General features: G+C 69.2%; 17 protein-coding genes and 1 pseudogene. 12 read left to right on the top strand and 6 right to left on the bottom strand.

Annotated features, from left to right (window positions below; all coding sequences use genetic code 11):
* Positions 1 to 91 precede the first annotated feature (91 nt).
* The 5 genes from ORI60_RS14510 (at position 92) to ORI60_RS14490 (ending at position 5285) form a co-directional block, all read left to right on the top strand.
* Positions 92 to 679 (top strand): ATP-dependent Clp protease proteolytic subunit, encoded by a 588-nt coding sequence (locus ORI60_RS14510; protein WP_266038020.1) that lies wholly within the window; start codon positions 92 to 94, stop codon positions 677 to 679.
* Positions 680 to 714: 35 nt separating this feature from the next.
* Positions 715 to 1329 (top strand): ATP-dependent Clp protease proteolytic subunit, encoded by a 615-nt coding sequence (locus tag ORI60_RS14505; protein ID WP_188134676.1) that lies wholly within the window; start codon positions 715 to 717, stop codon positions 1327 to 1329.
* Positions 1330 to 1658: 329 nt separating this feature from the next.
* Positions 1659 to 2939 (top strand): ATP-dependent Clp protease ATP-binding subunit ClpX, encoded by a 1281-nt coding sequence (clpX, locus tag ORI60_RS14500; protein ID WP_266037726.1) that lies wholly within the window; start codon positions 1659 to 1661, stop codon positions 2937 to 2939.
* A 65-nt stretch (positions 2940 to 3004) separates the two neighbouring features.
* Positions 3005 to 3583: an RBBP9/YdeN family alpha/beta hydrolase gene (locus tag ORI60_RS14495; protein WP_266037725.1), complete on the top strand. Its 579-nt coding sequence runs from the start codon at positions 3005 to 3007 to the stop codon at positions 3581 to 3583.
* A 403-nt stretch (positions 3584 to 3986) separates the two neighbouring features.
* Complete coding sequence (locus tag ORI60_RS14490) at positions 3987 to 5285, top strand: serine hydrolase domain-containing protein (RefSeq protein WP_266037724.1); 1299 nt, start codon at positions 3987 to 3989, stop codon at positions 5283 to 5285.
* Here ORI60_RS14490 and ORI60_RS14485 read toward each other — a convergent pair.
* The 3 genes from ORI60_RS14485 to fdhD are packed head-to-tail and all read right to left on the bottom strand — an operon-like array spanning position 5282 to position 8144.
* The gene (locus ORI60_RS14485) at positions 5282 to 6160 is read right to left on the bottom strand and encodes an alpha/beta hydrolase (protein ID WP_266037723.1); all 879 of its coding nucleotides are present in this window, start codon (positions 6158 to 6160) and stop codon (positions 5282 to 5284) included. The two genes, ORI60_RS14490 and ORI60_RS14485, sit on opposite strands and share 4 nt — an antisense overlap.
* Before the next feature lie 39 nt (positions 6161 to 6199).
* A complete protein-coding gene (locus tag ORI60_RS14480; protein WP_266037722.1) occupies positions 6200 to 7330 on the bottom strand; it encodes a CaiB/BaiF CoA transferase family protein in 1131 nt (376 codons plus the stop codon).
* A complete protein-coding gene (fdhD, locus tag ORI60_RS14475) occupies positions 7317 to 8144 on the bottom strand; it encodes a formate dehydrogenase accessory sulfurtransferase FdhD (RefSeq protein WP_266037721.1) in 828 nt (275 codons plus the stop codon). Before fdhD ends, ORI60_RS14480 begins: the two co-directional genes overlap by 14 nt.
* Before the next feature lie 65 nt (positions 8145 to 8209).
* Between fdhD and ORI60_RS14470 the strand changes: the two genes are divergently transcribed.
* On the top strand, positions 8210 to 9724 hold the full coding sequence (locus ORI60_RS14470) for a phytoene desaturase family protein (RefSeq protein ID WP_266037720.1): 1515 nt from the start codon (positions 8210 to 8212) through the stop codon (positions 9722 to 9724).
* A 47-nt stretch (positions 9725 to 9771) separates the two neighbouring features.
* Positions 9772 to 10263 carry a hypothetical protein gene (locus tag ORI60_RS14465; RefSeq protein ID WP_090071217.1) on the top strand — a complete coding sequence of 164 codons (492 nt, stop codon included), beginning with the start codon at positions 9772 to 9774 and terminating at the stop codon, positions 10261 to 10263.
* Here ORI60_RS14465 and ORI60_RS44750 read toward each other — a convergent pair.
* A pseudogene (locus tag ORI60_RS44750) lies at positions 10154 to 10558 on the bottom strand (DUF2238 domain-containing protein); the annotation flags it as partial. The gene ORI60_RS14465 and the pseudogene ORI60_RS44750 sit on opposite strands and share 110 nt — an antisense overlap.
* A 187-nt stretch (positions 10559 to 10745) precedes the next feature.
* Here ORI60_RS44750 and ORI60_RS14460 point away from each other — a divergent pair.
* Positions 10746 to 11303, top strand: coding sequence for an ArsR/SmtB family transcription factor (locus ORI60_RS14460; protein WP_266037719.1), 558 nt, complete (start codon positions 10746 to 10748; stop codon positions 11301 to 11303).
* Positions 11304 to 11326: 23 nt separating this feature from the next.
* Positions 11327 to 11485, top strand: coding sequence for a hypothetical protein (locus ORI60_RS14455; protein WP_266037718.1), 159 nt, complete (start codon positions 11327 to 11329; stop codon positions 11483 to 11485).
* A gap of 1 nt (position 11486) precedes the next feature.
* Here the strand turns inward: ORI60_RS14455 and ORI60_RS14450 are convergent, their stop codons facing one another.
* Entirely contained in the window at positions 11487 to 13775 is a 2289-nt protein-coding gene (locus tag ORI60_RS14450) for an FdhF/YdeP family oxidoreductase (RefSeq protein WP_266037716.1), read from the bottom strand.
* A 163-nt stretch (positions 13776 to 13938) separates the two neighbouring features.
* Complete coding sequence (locus tag ORI60_RS14445; protein ID WP_266037715.1) at positions 13939 to 14694, bottom strand: hypothetical protein; 756 nt, start codon at positions 14692 to 14694, stop codon at positions 13939 to 13941.
* A gap of 85 nt (positions 14695 to 14779) precedes the next feature.
* Between ORI60_RS14445 and ORI60_RS14440 the strand changes: the two genes are divergently transcribed.
* The 3 genes from ORI60_RS14440 to ORI60_RS14430 are packed head-to-tail and all read left to right on the top strand — an operon-like array spanning position 14780 to position 19151.
* Positions 14780 to 17407: a valine--tRNA ligase gene (locus ORI60_RS14440; RefSeq protein ID WP_266037714.1), complete on the top strand. Its 2628-nt coding sequence runs from the start codon at positions 14780 to 14782 to the stop codon at positions 17405 to 17407.
* A gap of 5 nt (positions 17408 to 17412) precedes the next feature.
* The gene (gene folC, locus ORI60_RS14435) at positions 17413 to 18750 is read left to right on the top strand and encodes a bifunctional tetrahydrofolate synthase/dihydrofolate synthase (protein WP_266037713.1); all 1338 of its coding nucleotides are present in this window, start codon (positions 17413 to 17415) and stop codon (positions 18748 to 18750) included.
* A complete protein-coding gene (locus tag ORI60_RS14430; RefSeq protein ID WP_266037712.1) occupies positions 18747 to 19151 on the top strand; it encodes a DUF4233 domain-containing protein in 405 nt (134 codons plus the stop codon). The genes folC and ORI60_RS14430 overlap by 4 nt, the downstream gene beginning before the upstream one ends.
* Positions 19152 to 19326: the final 175 nt, after the last annotated feature.

The raw sequence follows: 19326 nt of genomic DNA, 5'->3' as shown, positions 1-19326 counted from the left end.
AGGTCGATCGCAGAGAGTTTTCGCTTCCAGATTCGTTCCACCTGGAGTTAGGCAGGCAGACGTGACGCAGCACTCCTTCCCGACCCCCGAGATGCGGTCGGCCACCGCCGGGATGAACCTCAACGACTCGGTGTACGAGCGGCTGCTCCGCGAGCGGATCATCGTCCTGGGATCACAGGTCGAAGAGGGCATCGCCAACCAGATCACCGCTCAGCTGCTGCTGCTGGCCGCTGAGGACCCCGAGAAGGACATCACGCTTTACATCAACTCGCCGGGTGGTTCCGTCACGGCGGGCATGGCCATCTACGACACGATGCAGCTGATCCAGCCGGACGTGGCCACGTACGCGATGGGCCTCGCGGCCTCGATGGGGCAGTTCCTGCTCTCGGCGGGTGCGCCCGGCAAGCGCCACGCGCTCCCGCACGCCCGGATCCTCATGCACCAGCCGTCGGCCGGTGTCGGCGGTACGGCCGCGGACATCGCGATCCAGGCGGACATGCTGACGCGCACCAAGCGCGAGATGGCCGAGCTGATCGCCGAGCACACCGGGCAGACCCTCGAGACCATCACCCGCGACTCCGACCGCGACCGCTGGTTCACGGCGCAGGAAGCGCTGGAGTACGGCTTCGTCGACAGGGTCGTCACCAGGGCCCAGCCCGTCGGCGACTCGAACAACTGACGTCAGCTAGGAGACCTCAAGTGAGCCAGTTCCACATGCCTCAGTCGCGGTACGTGCTGCCGTCGTTCGTGGAGCGCACCAGCTACGGCATGAAGGAGTCGAACCCGTACAACAAGCTCTTCGAGGAGCGCATCATCTTCCTCGGCGTGCAGGTTGACGACGCTTCGGCGAACGACGTCATGGCGCAGCTGCTCGTGCTCGAGTCCGAGGACCCGGACCGCGACATCCTGATGTACATCAACTCGCCGGGTGGCTCGTTCACCTCGCTGATGGCCATCTACGACACCATGCAGTTCGTCCGCCCCGACATCCAGACGTACTGCCTCGGCCAGGCGGCCTCCGCCGCGGCCGTGCTGCTCGCGGCTGGAACGCCTGGTAAGCGCCACGCGCTGCCCAACGCGCGAATCCTGATCCACCAGCCTTCGATGGAGGGCGCGTACGGTCAGGTGTCCGACCTGGAGATCCAGTCGAACGAGATCCAGCGCGTGCGCCGCCTGATGGAGTCCACCCTCGCGCGGCACACCAACCGGACGGCGGAGGAGGTTCGCGAGAGCATCGAGCGCGACCGCATTCTGACGGCCGAGGAGGCCAAGGAGTACGGCATCGTCGACACGGTGCTGCCCTACCGCAAGCTTTCCGCCAAGTCCTGACGGGCGACGGTGGGTGAGGTGCGCTCGCGACGAGCGCTCGCCTCGCCCACCGCCCGGCGTTCGCCTGGGGACGTCCCAGGCGCCGGGCCTTGTCCTGACGGCTGGGAAAACCCCCAGCCCCGGGGCATCGCGCACCCACTCGACACGCCGATGTGACCGGATGTCCGGCCTGATCGGCGCGTTGGGGGCCGCGGGTCCTCCCCTGAAACGGGGTCGGCCAGGTACCGTCAGGAGAACGGGCTCAGCACCCACAGCCAGTGGGACTGCCACAGCAAGTCAGCAGGCGCACTACAGCAGGTGTGCGCCGGAGGGGACATAGGTCAGCGGTCATGGCGCGTATCGGTGACGGCGGCGACTTGCTGAAGTGCTCTTTCTGCGGAAAGAGCCAGAAGCAGGTGAAGAAACTCATCGCCGGCCCCGGCGTCTACATCTGCGATGAGTGCATCGATCTCTGCAACGAGATCATCGAGGAGGAGCTGGCCGAAGCCGGCGACGTGAAGCTCGACGAGCTGCCGAAGCCCGCCGAGATCCACGAGTTCCTCGACCAGTACGTCATCGGACAGAGTGACGCCAAGCGCACCCTCTCCGTCGCCGTCTACAACCACTACAAGCGCATCCAGGCGGGCGACCGCGGGCGCGAGGGTCGTGACGACGGCGTCGAGCTGGCGAAGTCGAACATCCTGATGCTCGGCCCGACGGGGTGCGGCAAGACCTACCTCGCGCAGACGCTCGCGAAGATGTTGAACGTGCCGTTCGCCATCGCCGACGCGACGGCGCTGACGGAGGCCGGGTACGTCGGTGAGGACGTCGAGAACATCCTCCTGAAGCTCATCCAGGCCGCCGACTACGACGTGAAGCGCGCCGAGACGGGCATCATCTACATCGACGAGGTCGACAAGATCGCTCGAAAGAGTGAAAATCCGTCGATCACGCGCGATGTGTCCGGCGAGGGCGTGCAGCAGGCACTGCTGAAGATCCTGGAAGGCACCACCGCCTCGGTGCCCCCGCAGGGCGGCCGCAAGCACCCGCACCAGGAGTTCATCCAGATCGACACGACGAACGTGCTGTTCATCGTGGCCGGTGCCTTCGCGGGTCTGGAGAAGATCATCCAGGACCGCGTCGGCAAGCGGGGTCTGGGCTTCGGTGCCGAGGTCCGCTCCAAGGCCGAGGTGGAGTCGTCGGACTTCTTCGCCGACTCCATGCCGGAGGACCTGATCAAGTTCGGCCTGATCCCCGAGTTCATCGGGCGTCTGCCGATGGTCGCCTCCGTCACGAACCTCGACAAGCCGTCGCTGGTGATGATCCTCACCGAGCCGAAGAACGCCCTGGTCAAGCAGTACCAGAAGCTCTTCGAGATGGACGGCGTGGAGCTCGAGTTCACCAAGACCGCGCTCGAAGCGGTCGCCGACCAGGCGATCCTGCGCGGCACCGGTGCTCGTGGCCTCCGGGCGATCATGGAAGAGGTCCTGCTCCCGGTGATGTACGACATCCCGAGCCGCACGGACGTCGCCAAGGTCGTCATCACCGAGCAGACGGTGAAGGAGAACGTGAACCCGACCATCGTGGCTCGGCAGCCCTCGCGCCGGGAACGCCGGGAGAAGTCCGCGTAGGTGATCTTCTTGGAACGGCCCCGGCGACTCGTCGCCGGGGCCGTTCTTCGTTCTAAGGTGGAGCCATGTCGCTGCCTCACGTGCTCCTGCTCCACGGCTACACCGGTTCCGGCCCCGGCCACTGGCAGCGCTGGCTCGCCCAGACGGTGTCCGAGCGCGGCGGCCTCGCCGACCTGCCGCACTTCAGCAGCCCCGAGGCACCCGACCGCGACACGTGGCTGCGCGAGCTCGACACGCACCTCGAAGCACTGCCCACCGACCGCGAGCGGGTCGTCGTGGCGCACTCGCTCGGCTGCTACCTCTGGCTGCACCACGCGGCCCGCGAGTCCATCGCCCACGTCGACCGCGTGCTGCTGGTGGCCCCGCCGGCGCTGGACCACCCGGAACCGGCCATCAAGTCGTTCTTCCCGGCCCCGCTCGACCCGGCGAACCTGCGCCGCGCCGCCACCGAGACCCGCCTGGTCGCGGGCGAGGGCGACCCGCACTGCTCGATGCAGGCCGCGAAGGAGCTCGCCGAGGCGTTGCGGATCGAGATCGACGTCCTGCCCGGTGCCGGGCACATCAACATCGACGCGGGCTACGGGGAGTGGCCGGCGGTGCTCAAGTGGGTGCGGTCGAGGACGGTGCCGCTCTCACCGCGCTAGACGTCGCTTCCTGGGGGGAACGTGAACGGAGCAAGCGACTGGCTGCGGCGCAAGCTGCCCGTACGACGAGTACCCGCGCCACGAGGTCGCGGACGGCCACCTGCCCGTCGCAGGAGCGCAGCGGCCCGTCACCAGGACGATGCCGGGTTCCGACGCTCCCGCCGGTTCGGCGTTCGCCATGAACGCGCGCTCTCTCGTGCAGTTGGCTCGCATGCACCTGGAGACGACGACCTACGACTCGCCGCCGGTGCCGCCGATCCCCGTGGACGCCCGCCCCTGCCGGCCGGGTGCGGGTCCGGTACGAGCCGAGGCACCGTATCGCCGAGACCACGATGGCCGACGAGGAAATGGCTGCACTTCGGGCGGATCGCCGCCCGGATCTGACGAACTCCTGGGGGAGAACATGATCAAGTTGGACGAACTGGTCGAGGAACACGGCGTCGTGGGCGCCCAAGTCGCCGTGCTGCACAACGGCGCAATCGTCGACATGGCAGCAGGCGTGCTGAACAACGTCACCGGCGAGAAGGTGACCACGGACTCCATCTTCCAGATCGGGTCGATCACCAAGGTCTGGACGGCCACGCTCGTGCAGCAACTGGTCAACGAGGGCCTGCTCGACCTCGACCGCCCGGTGCGCGACGTGCTGCCGGAGTTCACGCTCGCCGACGAACAGGTCGCTCGGATCATCACGCCGCGGCACCTCCTCACGCACACCGCGGGCTTCCAGGGCGACCTCTTCCACGACACCGGCAACGGTGACGACATGCTGGCGAAGTACGTCGAGCGCTTGGCCGAGGCGCGGCAGGAGGTTCCGCCCGGTGAGCTCTACAGCTACTGCAACAGCGGGTTCACATTGCTCGGCCGGATCGTGGAAGTGTTGCGCGGCAAGCCTTTCCGCGTCGTCCTCAGGGAACGTCTGATCGACCGCCTCGGTCTGCGCACGGCGGCCGCGAGCCACGCCGAGTACGCGTCGCAGACCCTCGCCACCGGGCACGTGGGCAAGGAACCGAAGCCCGCCGGCAAGTTGATGGCCGAGGGCGACGCACCGGCGGGCACGGTGCTCGCGATGAGCGCGCGGGACCTGCTGGAGTTCGTGCGGATGCACCTCGGCACCAGCGAGTTCGACGCGATGCGCGAGCTCCAGGTCGTGCCACCGGACTTCGGGCACGGTGGCAGGCAGGGGCTCGGCTGGGCGCTGCACGAGTACGCGAACGGTGTCACCGGCATCGGCCACTCCGGATCGACCCTGGGATACCGGGCCTACCTGCGGGTGCTTCCCGAGGCCGGGCTCGCGATCGCCGTGCTCACCAACGGCGGCGACAGCCTGTCGCTGGCCCGCGCGGTCTTCGACGAGGTGCTGAGGGACCTGGCGGGCGTCGCGATGCCCTCCTTCCCCACCCCGCCCCAGCTGCCGGTACCGGTGGACGTCGAGCGGATCGTCGGCGTGTACCGGTCCACCGGCCTGGAACTGCACGTCACCGAAGGTGACGGCGGCCGGGTCAAGCTGCGCTACGAGCGGCTCGACCCCGGCTGGGAGTCCTTCGTCGACGGGGACGAGCACGAGTTCACCGGACTGCGGGACGACGCGCTCATCGCCGTCGAGAGCGAGGGCGGCTACCACTCGGTGGTCGTCCTGTGCGGACGCGACGAGCAGAACCGGGTGAGGTACATGCACTGGGGCCGGGCGGCCCAGCGGGTCTAGACGGCCCGCTTGGCGTACTTGGCGAGGAACTGCACGACGTCGGGCGTCACCTTGCGGTACAGCCCGTCGTCGTGCCCGCCGGCCTTCACCGTGCCCACCTGGGGCCGCGCCTCGCGGATGAACCGGCGGGTGCCCTCGATGAACCTGTCGCGGTCGCCGATCCACACGCCCAGCGCGGTCGGTCCGGTGGCCTTCAGGTGGCGCAGCGGGTCGAGCGACGCCCACTCGCCCTCGTTCTTGAACGCACGCCGCTTGGCCATCTCCGGCCACGTCGTGATCAGGCCGGGGGAGATGGCCGCGGCGGCCGCGACCGGGTCGCCGCGTTCGGCCCTGCGCCTCGCGTAGAGCAGCGAACCGAAGCCGCCCATCGACACGCCCGTCACCGCGAACGGTTCGCCGTAGCCGCGTTCCTTGAGCCAGCGCGGGACCTCGTCGAGCAGCATGGCCATCGGGTCGTCGCCGGGAACGTTCTCGTGCCAGTAGTTGTCCCCGCCGTCGACCGCGACGAAGCCGAACGCGGGCACCGAGCCCTTCGCGACGGCGGCGGCCAGGACCTCGGGCAGGTTGCCCACGGCGGCGTGCCTGGCGTCGCCGTGCAGGCCGTGCAGGAGGATCGACATCGGCAGGCCGCGGGTGTTCGCACCGGCCGGGAGGTAGAAGGCGAGGGTGACCTCGCGGTGGCGGGCGGCCGAGTACACGCGCTCGAAGCGGATCGCGGGCTTCGCGGCGGACGTGGCGCGCACCTTGTCGGCCGTCGCGATCTGCCGCTCGACGGCGGTGGGCGACGACACGTACGTCGCGACGCCGGTGGCTGTCGCGATGACCACGCCGATCGCCGCGAGGAGGCTGCGGCGGCTGTACCTCGGTTCCCCCATGCTCACCTCATCGCGTGGGCACCGTTCCTCGTTTCCTTCTCAGAGGACGGAACGCACGCGCAAGGAAGTTCGTTCCTCACCCGAATAGCCCAGCCAGCTGAGCACGTCGTCATTGTGCTCGCCGAGGGCGGGGACCGCACCCGGCGACCACTCGAAACCGGCCACCGGCGGCGGCAGCATCCGCGCCGTTCCGCCGGGAACCCGCACGTCAACCCACGTGTCGAGCTGCGGGTGGGTGGGCAGGTCGGTGATCGGGCGGGTCATCGCGGCAGGCACGTCGGCGCCGTCCAAAGTGGTCAGCAACTCGGCCGCGGTGAGGTCCGCGAAGGCCCGTTCGAGCAGCTTCTGCAGCTCCTCGCGGTGCTCCACGCGGGACGCCACTGTGGCGAACCTCTCCTCGGGCGCGAGCCCGATCAGCTCGCAGAGGCGCTGCCACTGCCCGTCGTTCTGCACGGCGAGGTGCACGGCACCATCCGCGCAGGCCACCGGCCCGTACGGCGCGATGCTGGGGTGGTGGGCACCCGAGCGCGGGGCCGCGGCGCCCGTGCCGGCGGCGTAGAGCATCGGCTGGTGCATCCACTCGGCCATCGCCTCGAAGAGCGACAACCGCAGCCGGGCGCCTTCGCCCGTCCGGGACCGTCGCAGCAACGCGGCCAGCACCGCCGCCTGCAGCTGGACACCCGCCGCGATGTCCGCGACCGAGATGCCGGCGCGGGCCACCACGTCGCCCTCCCCGGTCAGCGACACCAGCCCGGCCTCGGACTGCACCAGCGCGTCGAACGCCTTGCGGTCCGCGTACGGGCCGTCCCAGCCGTAACCGGACAGCTCACCGACGACCAGCTCCGGCGGCAGCTCCAGCGCGAGCCGCTGCCACACCCGCGGCGACAGGTTGCACAGCAGCACGTCGGCGCGCGCCACGAGCCGGTCCAGCACCTCGCGGCCGTCGGGGTGGGTGATGTCCAGCGACACCGACTCCTTGCCCACGTTCGTCCACGCGAAGTACGACGACACCTCGCCGCACGACGCGTCGTAGTGGCGCGCGAAGTCGCCCGTCCCGGGCCGTTCGACCTTGATGACCCGTGCGCCCAGGTCCGCCAGCAGCCGCGTCGCGTACGGCACGGCGACGGCCTGCTCCAGGCTCACCACCACGACGCCGTCAAGCGGTCTCAACCACGCGCTCCCCACCGGTGTAGACGTTCATCGAGTCGCCGCGCAGGAAGCCGATGAGCGTCATGCCCTGCTCCTCGGCCAGCTCGACCGCGAGCGACGACGGCGCCGACACCGCGGCCAGGACCGGAATGCCGGACATCGCGGCCTTCTGCACCAGCTCGAACGACGCCCGGCCGGACACCATCAGCACCGCGCCGCGCAACGGCACGAGGTTCTGCAGCACCGCCCAGCCCAGCACCTTGTCGACGGCGTTGTGCCGGCCGACGTCCTCGCGCACGACCAGCAGCTCGCCGTCGACGAACAGCCCGGCCGCGTGCAGCCCGCCGGTGCTCTCGAAGACCTTCTGCCGTTCCCGCAACGCGTCCGGGAAGCCCGTCAGCGCCTCGGGGGTGACCGTGACCTCGTCCAGGGCGGGCGAGTAGCGGGTCTTGAGCTTGACCGCGTCCAGCGCGCCCTTGCCGCACACCCCGCACGACGACGTGGTGTAGAAGTTCCGCTCCACCCCGGTGTCCGGCGGCGGCACGCCCTCGGCCAGCGCGATGTCCAGCACGTTGTAGGTGTTCATCCCGTCCGGCCCGGTGCCCTCGCAGAACCGGGCGATCGAGATGTCCTCCGACGACCCGATGACGCCCTCGCTGAGCAGGAAACCGTGCGCGAGCTCCACGTCCTGGCCCGGCGTGCGCATCGTGACGGCCAGAGCCTTGCCGTTGACCCGCAGCTCCAGCGGTTCCTCGGCGGCGAGCGCGTCGACTCTGCGGCGACGCCCGCTCGGCGACACCCGCTCGACCGCCCGGCGCACCGTCACTCGGCCCATGTGCACATCTCCTTCGGACCGCTATGTTCCCCACCGACCAGGCTACGTGGGAGGGATTCCGGGGCATGGACGACGTCGTGATCGTGGGGGGCGGCCACAACGGGCTGGTGGCGGCCGCGTACCTCGCCAGGGCGGGCAAGTCGGTCAGGGTGCTCGAGAAGCTGCCGCACGTCGGCGGGGCGGCGGTGAGCGCGTCCCCGTGGGAGGGCGTCGACGCCCGGCTCTCGCGCTTCTCCTACCTCGTCTCGCTGCTGCCCGACCGGATCGTGTCGGACCTGGGGCTGAAGCTCGCGCTGAAGTCCCGCGCGGCCTCGTCCTACACGCCGAACGGCAAGGGCGGGCTGCTGGTCGAACGCTCGCCGGGCGAGGCGACCCTGAAGTCGTTCGAGGCCGTGTGCGGGTCGCTCGACGACTGGGAGCGCTGGCAGCGCTGGTACGCCGACCTGGAGCTGATGGCGCAGGCCCTGGCGCCGACCCTGCTGGAACCGCTGGTGTCCCGCGAACACCTGCGCGTGCACGTCGACGCCGTGGCGCGCGGCCGGTTGTGGGAGCAGGTCTTCGAACGGCCGATCGGCGCGACGCTGCAGGAGCTGTTCGAGGACAACCTGGTGCGCGGCGTCGTCGCCACGGACGCGCTGATCGGCACGCACTCGTCGCTGCATTCGTTGCGCGCCAACAAGTGCTTCCTCTACCACGTGATCGGCAACGGGACAGGGGAGTGGAAGGTCCCGGTCGGCGGCATGGGCGCGGTCACCGCCGAGCTGGAACGGGTCGCGCGCGAGGCCGGTGCGCGGATCGTCACCGGCGCGGAGGTCACGTCCGTCGAGTCGGACGGCCGGACCGCCGCGGTGACGTACGGGGACGAGACGGCCGAGGCCCGGTTCGTGCTCTCGAACGTGGCGCCGTCGGTGCTGGGACGCTTGCGGGGCAAGGAGGTCCACGACGCCCCGGGCTGCCAGCTGAAGATCAACATGCTGCTGCGGAAGCTGCCCGAGCTGAGGTCCGGTGTCGACGCGCGGCTGGCGTTCGCGGGCACGTTCCACCTCGACGAGTCCTACGACCAGCTGGAGACCGCGTACCTGGAGAGCGCCGCCGGGCAGGTGCCGTCGGTGCTGCCGGGCGAGATGTACTGCCACTCGCTGACCGACCCGTCGATCCTCGGGCCGTCGCTGCAGGGCCACGAGACGCTGACGCTGTTCGGCCTGCACCTGCCGGCGTCGTTGTTCGAGGGCCGCAACACCGAGCTGCGCGACGAACTGACGCGGCGCTATCTGGACCAGCTCAACGCCCACCTCGTGGAACCGATCCAGGACTGCCTTGCCGTCGACGCCCACGGCGAGCCGTGCATCGAGGCGCGCACTCCGCTCGACCTGGAGTCCGAGCTCGGCCTGCCGGGTGGCAACATCTTCCACGGCGAGCTCGACTGGCCGTTCGCCGAGACCGACGAACAGGTCGGCACGTGGGGTGTCGAGACCGACGTGGCCAACGTCTTCGTCTGCGGCGCGGGCTCCCGGCGCGGCGGCGGGGTCAGCGGCATCGGCGGCCACAACGCCGCGAGGGCGGTTCTCGAAGCCGGTTGAGACATTTTTGATGACACTCCGCGTCATCTCTGGTTACATTTGGCGGCGTGGGGGACTTCTACGGGATCGCGGAGATCGCCGACGCCATGGGGCTCAGTCGGCAGTTGGTGGCTGTCTGGCGCAAGCGCCGCTCGCACGGCATTCCGGAGCCTGACGCGGAACTCGCGTCCGGCCCGATCTGGCGGCGGGAGACGGTCGAGCCGTGGATCGAACGCACGCGCGGCCGGCTGGGTCTCGCCGGTACGCGGGAGTCCGCGAGCCGGAGCCTCCGGCTGCGCACCTGCCGCCGCGTGCTGCGGCTGGCAGCGCTGATGCTGGAGGACCCGCAACGGCCGCGCGTGCTCAACGAGGCCGCGGACCAGTTGCGCGACCTGATCCACGAGGTCGACCAGTCCGCGGACGACGTCGTCGGCGCGCTGCTGCGCGAGCTCATCGAGCCGGTGCGCGACCCGGACGTTCCCGCGGAGTTGTTGCGGGTGCCGGTGATCGAGTCGTTGCCGCTGGTGACCGCCGTCGCGCGCAACTCGCCAGACTGGTGACGAGCGCGCCGAGCGCGGCCAGCGCCATGTCGGCGTGGGCGTCCCACATGTCGCCCTGCTGGCCGTTGTAGGCCTCGGCGACATCGGGGGCGAGCGTCATCGCGATCGCCCACTCCAGCAGTTCGTAGAGTGCGCTCGTCGCGAGCACGACCTCCAGCGATTGCAACCACTTCCGCCGCAGCACCGCGGTCAGGCAAACGCCGTACGTGAAGTGCACGAGCCGGTCGAAGTGGTTGCGGTCCCAGGAGAACGCCTCTGACAGCCGTACGCCGAACAGCGCGTCCGTCCAGGTGTCGTACGGGACGAAAGAGCAGTGCCCACGCCCACTGCGCGGTGTCCCGCCTGTGCCTCGACAGCCACAGCGCCACGAGCGCCACCGCCGTCAGCGAGCTGTGCAACGCCTGTTCTTGGGCCGCGTTATAACAAGGTTCTTATATCAAGGAACCTTGCTAAAGACTTCCTGATACGCGTACCGTGGTGTCATGACCGACGCTCCCCTCAGTGACCCCAAGGCACTTCGTGCGCTGTCGCACCCGTTCCGGTGGAAGCTGATCCAGCTGCTCACCGAGCAGGGGCCGCGCACCGCCACGCAGTGCTCCGAGAAGCTGGGCGAGAGCGTCGCGAGCTGCTCCTACCACCTGAACATGCTGGCCAAGTACGGCTTCGTCACCGAGGTCGAAGGCCCGGGCCGGCAGAAGCCGTGGCAGATCGTCCGCGGGCGCCAGTCCATCTCGCCGGAAGGGCTGGAGGGTGAGGCCGCGATGGCGGCCGAGGCCGCGGCGATGGCCTACCTGGACCAGGAGTTCGAGCGCACGCGTGAGCGCCTTCGCCAGCGCGAGCACCTGCCGGAGGACTGGCGCAGGTCCGTCGGCACGGAGGGGCACATCAAGTTCCTCACCGCCGAGGAGACCGTGGAGTACCTCGCGGAGCTGCAGGCGGTGCTGAACAAGTACGACGAGCGCAGGACCGACGAGTCGCTGAGGCCTGAAGGCGCCAAGCCCGTCCGGGTGTTCCTGAGCCTCACGGTCGCCACCGAATAACAACGCACCCAAGGAGAACTGCCGTGATTCCGCACCACGAAGCGTTTGCTATCGCGAAGTACCGTCAGCAGGATTTCGAGGCCGACGCGGCCGCGCGCCGGCTCGTCAAGAAGACCGAGAAGGTCGAGACCGAACCCGAACGACGCCGGTTATGGCTCTTCGTCCGGGTCCGGCACGCGTAGATCAGGCTGCGGCTTCGAGCCGCACGATCACCGACTTGGAGGTCGGCGTCCCCGAGATGTCCGCCTTGGAGTCCAGCGGCACCAACGGGTTCGCCTCCGGGAAGTACGTCGCCACGCACCCGCGCGCGGTCGGGTAGGAGACGATCCGGAACGACTCGGCGCGGCGTTCGACGACGCCCGTCGGGTCGTCCTTCCACTCCGAGACGATGTTGACCATCTGACCGTCCTCGAAGCCGAGTTCGGCGATGTCGGCGGGGTTCACGAACACGACGCGACGGCCGTCCTTCACGCCGCGGTAGCGGTCGTCCAGGCCGTAGATCGTGGTGTTGTACTGGTCGTGGCTGCGCAGGGTCTGCATCAGCAGCCGGCCCTCCGGCACCTCGATGACCGTCATCTCGTTCGCCGTGAAGTTCGCCTTGCCGGTCGCCGTCGCGAACTCCTGAGAGTCGCGCGGCGGGTGCGGCAGCACGAAACCGTCGGGCTGGCGCACGCGCGTGTTGTAGTCGGCGCAGCCCGGCACGACGCGGGAGATGTGCTCGCGGATGACGTCGTAGTCCTTCTCGAACTCCTCCCACGCCACGGGGTGCGCGGCGCCGAGGGTCTTGCGCGCGAGCCGGCACACGATCGACACCTCGGACAGCAGCTGGTCCGACGCGGGCTTGAGGCGGCCCCGTGAGCGGTGCACGACCGACATCGAGTCCTCGACCGTCACGAACTGCTCGCCCGAGTGCTGCACGTCGCTCTCGGTGCGGCCCAGCGCGGGCAGGATCAACGCCGTCTTCCCGTGCACCACGTGCGAGCGGTTGAGCTTCGTGGAGACGTGCACGGTCAGGGAGCACTGCTCCAGCGCCTTCTCGGTCACCGGGGTGTCCGGGGTGGCGCTGACGAAGTTGCCGCCCATCGCGATGAACACCTTGCCGCGGCCGTGGCGCATCGCGTTGATCGCGTCGACGGTGTCGAAGCCGTGCTTGCGCGGCACGGAGATGCTGAACTCGCTCTCCAGGGCCTGCAGGAACTTCTCCGGCATCTTCTCGTAGATGCCCATCGTGCGGTCGCCCTGCACGTTCGAGTGGCCGCGCACCGGGCACAGGCCCGCGCCCGGCTTGCCGATCATGCCGCGCAGGAACATGACGTTCGTGATCTCGCGGATCGTCGGCACGCTGTGCTTGTGCTGCGTGAGACCCATGGCCCAGCAGGCGATGGTGGCCTTCGAGTCGACGAACATGCCCGCCACGCGCGTGATCTGCTCGCGGGTCAGGCCGGTCGCGGCGACCACCCGGTCCCAGTCGAGCTCGCGCAGGCTCGCCGCGTACGCCTCGAACCCGTGGGTCTTCGTCTCGACGAACTTCTTGTCGAGCTTGTCCCACTGCAGCAGCAGGTGACCGATCGCCTGGAACAGCGCCTGGTCGCCGCCGACCTTGATCTGCACGAACTCGTCGGACAGCGCGGTGCCCCTGCCGACGACGCCCGCGACGTTCTGCGGGTTCTTGAACCGCATCAGGCCCGCTTCCGGCAGCGGGTTGATCGCGATGATCTTCGCGCCGTTCTTCTTGGCGTCTTCCAGGGCGCTGAGCATGCGCGGGTGGTTCGTGCCGGGGTTCTGGCCGATGACCACGATCAGGTCGGCGAGGTCGAAGTCCTTGATGGACACCGAGCCCTTGCCGATGCCGATCGTCTCGTTGAGCGCGGAACCGGACGACTCGTGGCACATGTTCGAGCAGTCCGGGAGGTTGTTGGTGCCGAACGAGCGCACCAGCAGCTGGTAGAGGAACGCGGCCTCGTTGCTGGTGCGGCCGGAGGTGTAGAAGATCGCCTCGTCCGGGGACGACAACGCTGTCAGCTCGTCGGCGATGAGCGTGAACGCCTCGTCCCAGGCGATCGGTGTGTAATGCGTCGCACCGGGCCGCAGGACCATCGGTTCGGTGAGCCGGCCCTGCTGGCCGAGCCAGTAGTCCGTCTTCGTCCGCAGGCTCTCCAGGGAGTGCTCGGCGAAGAACGCGGGCCCGATTCGTCGTTTGGTGGCTTCCTCCGCGACGGCCTTCGCGCCGTTCTCGCAGAACTCCGCCATCTTGCGGTGGCCCTGCGGTTCGGGCCACGCGCAACCAGGACAGTCGAAACCTTCACGCTGGTTGAGCAGTCGCAACGTCTTGACCGTGCGCCCGACACCCATCTGCTCGACCGCGCGGTCGAGCGACACGAGCACGCCGGGAATACCCGCTGCCCAGGTCTTGGGGGTGCTGACTTCGAGCGCGGACTCGTCGACGTCGTGCTGCGGGGGCTTGCTGCTCATGCGTCCATTGTTCGCTGATCGACGTCGGCGCCGCCAGCGCCCCCGAAGAACGCGGCGGCGTCGCCCGTCACGGGCCCCAAGGGGTTGAACGGTCCGTGACGGTCAATTGTGATCGCCGTCACGGCGTCCCGGCACCTCTGAAAGAGTGATCAATCGAGGCGGTTCAGACGCTGACCCCGCAGGTCGAGCCCTCGGTGAACCGCGGCGCCAGGAAGCCGTCGGACCTCGTGGTGCACGCCGCGTGGTCGATGCGGATCTTCGTGGCCCTGATCTGCAGGCCCTGCGGGATCAGCCCGTAGTCGGCGATCGCGTGCAGCAGGACGACGAAGTCCTCGTGGCTGTCCACGGCGGCCCGGTCGGCGGGCGTGAAGGCGTAGGCGATCAGGAAGTCGCTGCGGACGACGTTCACGCCCTCGTCGTCGACGGCGGGGGCGATGGTGCCCTTGACCTTGATGCCGCCGGGCAGCAGCGTGGTGCCCTGCTTGAGCCGGGTCACCAGCGACGGCAGGACCGGCTCGAAGGCCTCGCGCGCCCCCGCAGGCGCCAGCGAGAAGAACGCGGCGGGGTCGTGTCCCACCAGCACCGCGGGGTCCAGCCTGGCCGCGATGACGGCCTTGCGCACCTGCTCGTGCTCGGGTGCGGCGACCACACCCTGCTCGCCGTCCGCCCAGGTCTCGAACTCCGTGCCGGCGAACGGCCGGTCGAAGTCCACGGCGGACGCGGGGCCCGGCGGTCCTTCCGCGACACCGCCCCACATCAGGCCCGCGGCCACGAGACCGGTCACCGCGAACGCCGCCACGAGCCCGCCGAGAAGACCTCTTTTACCGCGTCTCTCCCGCCTGAACTCGCGTTCGACCCGACGGCCCCACTCGGCGTCGTTCAGGTCCGGATGATCTTCAAGGCCCCCATAAAGACTCACGAGGCGGGGATCGTAGAGGTTGGCCCGCGCGTTAGCAGGTATCTCGGTGTAAGTCGATAGCCTGCCCTCCGTAGACTTCACCGCTGTGACTGAACTCGACACCGCAACCCAGCGTCCTGACCTCCCCGCCGCGTGGACTCCGGCGGAGGTAGAGGCGGAGCTGTACCAGCGGTGGGTCGACCGGCGGTACTTCGAGGCGGACGTCAAGAGTGACAAGCCGCCGTTCACGATCGTGCTGCCCCCGCCGAACGTCACCGGCAGCCTGCACATGGGCCACGCCATGAACCACAGCGTGATGGACGCGCTGTCGAGGCGCCGCCGCATGCAGGGCTACGAGGTGCTGTGGCTGCCGGGCATGGACCACGCCGGCATCGCGACGCAGAACGCCGTCGAGCGCGACCTCGCGAAGCAGGGCCTTTCGCGGCAGGACCTCGGGCGCGAGAAGTTCGTCGAGCGCGTCTGGGAGTGGAAAGAGGAGTACGGCGGCAAGATCCTCGACCAGATGAAGCGGCTCGGCGACGGCATCGACTGGTCGCGCGAGCGCTTCACCATGGACGAGGGGCTGTCGCGCGCCGTCCAGACGATCTTCAAGAAGATGTACGACGACGGCCTGATCTACCAGGCCGAGCGGATCATCAACTGGTGCCCGCGCTGCCAGACCGCCCTGTCGGACATCGAGGTCGACCACAGCGAGGACGAGGGCGAGCTCGTCTCGATCCGGTACGGCGACGGGGACGCGTCGATCGTCGTCGCGACCACGCGCGCCGAGACGATGCTGGGTGACACCGCGGTCGCCGTCCACCCGGACGACGAGCGCTACCAGCACCTCATCGGCACCGAGGTCGAGCTGCCGCTGACCGGCCGCCGCATCCCGATCGTCGCCGACGCGCACGTCGACCCGAAGTTCGGCACGGGCGCCGTCAAGGTCACGCCCGCCCACGACCCGAACGACTTCGAGATCGGCCAGCGCCACGGCCTGCCGAACCTCACGATCATGGACGGCCGCGCCACGATCACCGCGAACGGCCCGTTCCTCGGCCTCGACCGCTTCGAGGCGCGTCCGGCGATCGTCGCCGCGCTGCGCGCCGAGGGCCGGATCGTCGCGGAGAAGCGGCCGTACGTCCACTCCGTCGGGCACTGCTCGCGGTGCAACACCGTCGTCGAGCCGCGCCTGTCGCTGCAGTGGTGGGTCAAGGTCGAGACCATCGCCGAGGCCGCGTCCGCCGCCGTCCGCGACGGGCGCACCAAGATCCACCCGGCCGAGCTGAACAAGCGGTACTTCGACTGGACCGACAACCTGCACGACTGGTGCATCTCGCGTCAGCTGTGGTGGGGCCACCGGATCCCGGTCTACTACGGCCCGAACGGCGAGGTCGTCTGCGTCGGACCGGACGACGAGGTGCCCACCGGCGAGGGCTGGCGCCAGGACGAGGACGTCCTCGACACGTGGTTCTCCTCGGGCCTGTGGCCGTTCTCGACCCTGGGCTGGCCGGACTCCACCGAGGACCTGAAGAAGTTCTACCCGACCTCGGTCCTCTCGACCGGCTACGACATCCTGTTCTTCTGGGTCGTCCGGATGATGATGTTCGGTCTGTACGCGATGGACGAGGTCCAGCCGTTCGACCACGTCTTCCTGCACGGTCTGATCCGCGACCAGTACGGCAAGAAGATGTCGAAGTCCAAGGGCAACGGCATCGACCCGCTGGACTGGATGGAGCGCTACGGCGCCGACGCCACCCGCTTCACGCTGCTGCGCGGCACGAACCCCGGTTCGGACATGGCCGTCGCCGAGGAGTGGGCGGCGGGGTCGCGCAACTTCACCACGAAGCTGTGGAACGCCACGAGGTTCGCGCTGGCCAACGGCGCGACGGTCGCCCGTGCGCTGCCCGCCCGCGAGGAGCTGACCGCGGCCGACCGCTGGATCCTCGACGAGCTCGACGCGCTGGTGTCCACTGTGGACTCCAACTTCGAGGCGTTCCAGTTCTCCCGTGCCTGCGAGGCGCTGTACAGCTTCACGTGGGACGAGTTCTGCGACTGGTATCTGGAGATCGCGAAGGTCCAGATCGCGGACGGCCGCGCCGAGGCCACGCAGGCCGTCCTGGGCCACGTCCTCGACGTCCTGCTGCGCCTGCTGCACCCGGCGATCCCGTTCATCACCGAGACGCTGTGGACGTCGCTGACCGGCGGTGAGTCGCTGGTCGTCGCCGACTGGCCGAAGGCGTCCGGCGCCGAGCGCGACGTCGACGCGCTGGCCGAGATCGAGGGCCTGAAGAAGCTCGCGACCGAGATCCGCCGGTTCCGTTCCGAGCAGGGCCTCAAGCCCGGCCAGAAGGTCGCGGGCAAGGTCCGCGGCGCGTGCTGCGTCGGCCTGACCGACCAGGTCCCGTCGGTCCGCGCGATGACGCGCCTGACCGAGCCGGGCGAGGAGTTCACCGTCTCCGCGACGCTCGAGGTCGGCCTGCCCAAGGGCGCGGTGAAGGTCGAGCTGGACCTGTCCGGCACGATCGACGTCGCGGCCGAGCGCAAGCGCCTCGCGAAGGACCTGGCCGCCGCGCAGAAGGAGCTCGAGGGCACGACCAAGAAGCTGGGCAACGAGGCGTTCCTCGCCAAGGCGCCCGCCGAGGTCAAGGCCAAGATCGAGGAGCGCAAGGCCGTCGCCGAGTCCGAGATCGCCCGCATCAACGAGCGCTTGGCCGCGCTGCCGGAGGCGTAACAACCGTGGAAACCAACCTCGACGAGTTCCTCGACGTCGAGAACGAGCTCAACCAGCGGTGGCCCGAGACCAAGCTCGAGCCGTCGCTGGAGCGGATCAAGGCGCTGGCCCACGTGCTGGGCGACCCGCAGACGTCCTACCCGGTCGTGCAGCTGACGGGCACGAACGGCAAGACGTCGACGTCGCGCATGGTCGACGCGCTCTTCACGCGCATCGGCCTGCGCACCGGCCGGTTCACGAGCCCGCACCTGCAGCTCGCGACCGAGCGGATCAGCATCGACAACCAGCCGATCTCGCCCGAGCGCTACGTCGAGGTCTACCGCGACATCGAGCCCTACGTCGCGATGGTGGACTCCCGGTCCGAGATCCGGATGAGCAAGTTCGAGGTGCTCACCGGCATGGCCTACGCGGCCTTCGCGGAAGCGCCGGCGGACGTCGCCGTGGTCGAGGTCGGCATGGGCGGCACGTGGGACGCGACGTCCATCGTGGACACCCGCGTCGCCGTGCTCACCCCGATCGGCGTCGACCACACCGAGTACCTCGGCAACCGTCCCGAGGACATCGCGGTGGAGAAGTCCGGCATCATCAAGCCGGGCTCCGTCGCGATCGTCGGCGAGCAGACGCCCGAGGTCATGCGGGTGATCCTGGAACGCGTCGCCGAGGTGGACGCGATGGTGGCCCGTTTCGGCAGCGAGTTCGGCGTCCTGTCGAGGGCGGTGGCCGTCGGCGGCCAGATGATCACGCTGCAGGGCCTGGGCGGCGTCTACGAGGACATCTTCCTGCCGCTGCACGGCGAACACCAGGCAGCGAACGCCGCGCTGGCGCTGGCCGCGGTCGAGGCGTTCTTCGGCGCGGGTCCCGAGCGCAAGATCGACATCGAGATGGTCCGCGAGGGCTTCGCGTCGGTCGTCACGCCGGGCCGCCTGGAGCGCGTCCGCTCCGCGCCCAACGTCTTCGTCGACGCGGCGCACAACCCGCACGGCGCCGCCGCGCTGGCCCGCGCGCTGGAGTCGGAGTTCGGCTTCCGCAAGCTCGTGGCCGTGGTGGCCGTCATGGCGGACAAGGACGCCGAGGGCATCCTCGCCGCGCTGGAGCCGGTCGTGCAGGAACTGGTGATCACCACCAACTCCTCGCCCCGCGCCATGGACCCGGACGTGCTGGCCGGCCTGGCCGTCCCGATCTTCGGCGAGGACCGCTTCGAGGTGCGTCCCCGCCTGGTCGACGCCATCGAGGAAGCGATCCACCTCACCGAGGACGAGCAGTCCGGCGGCGGCATCATCGTCACCGGCTCGATCGTCACCGCAGGCGAGGCCCGCGCCCTGTTCGGAAAGGAGCCGGCATGACCACCCCGGCCCCGCTGAAGAAGGACCCGATGAAGGCGTTCCGGGGCATCATGGCCGGCACGCTGATCCTCGAGGTCATCGTCGTGGCCCTGGCCCTCCCCGTGATCGCCAAGCTGCACGGCGGCGTCACGTCCCTGGTCGGCTGGGTCGCGTTCGGCTTCATCGCGGTGTTCATCGCGATGTGCGCCTTCGTCCGCAAGCCCTGGGCGATCGGCGCCGTCGTGGGCCTGCACGTGCTGCTGATCGCCACCTGGCTGCTGCTGCCCGCGATGGGCGTGATCGGCGTGATCTTCGGGCTCGTCTGGGCGTACCTGCTGTGGCTGCGCAAGGACCTGCTCAAGCGCATGGCCGAGGGCCGGCTCCCGGCTCAGCAACAGCAGCAGACCGAACAGCAGTCCTGACCGGACGCATTCCACACAAATTCGGCGACGACATTCACCGGACGGTTTCCGGATTTCGCACCCCCGCTGATCGCAATGCGACGGCGGGGGTTCGTCGTTTTCACCCGATCGTGCTTTGGAACCCCGACTGGTGCCGCGACCTGGCGCTATGCTGCTCGGCGCACGATTCTGCGGG

Origin of the sequence: Lentzea sp. NEAU-D7, from assembly GCF_026242055.1 — a bacterium.
In the GTDB taxonomy this organism is placed as follows: Bacteria; Actinomycetota; Actinomycetes; order Mycobacteriales; family Pseudonocardiaceae; genus Lentzea.
This window is presented reverse-complemented; position numbering and strand designations above follow the sequence as displayed.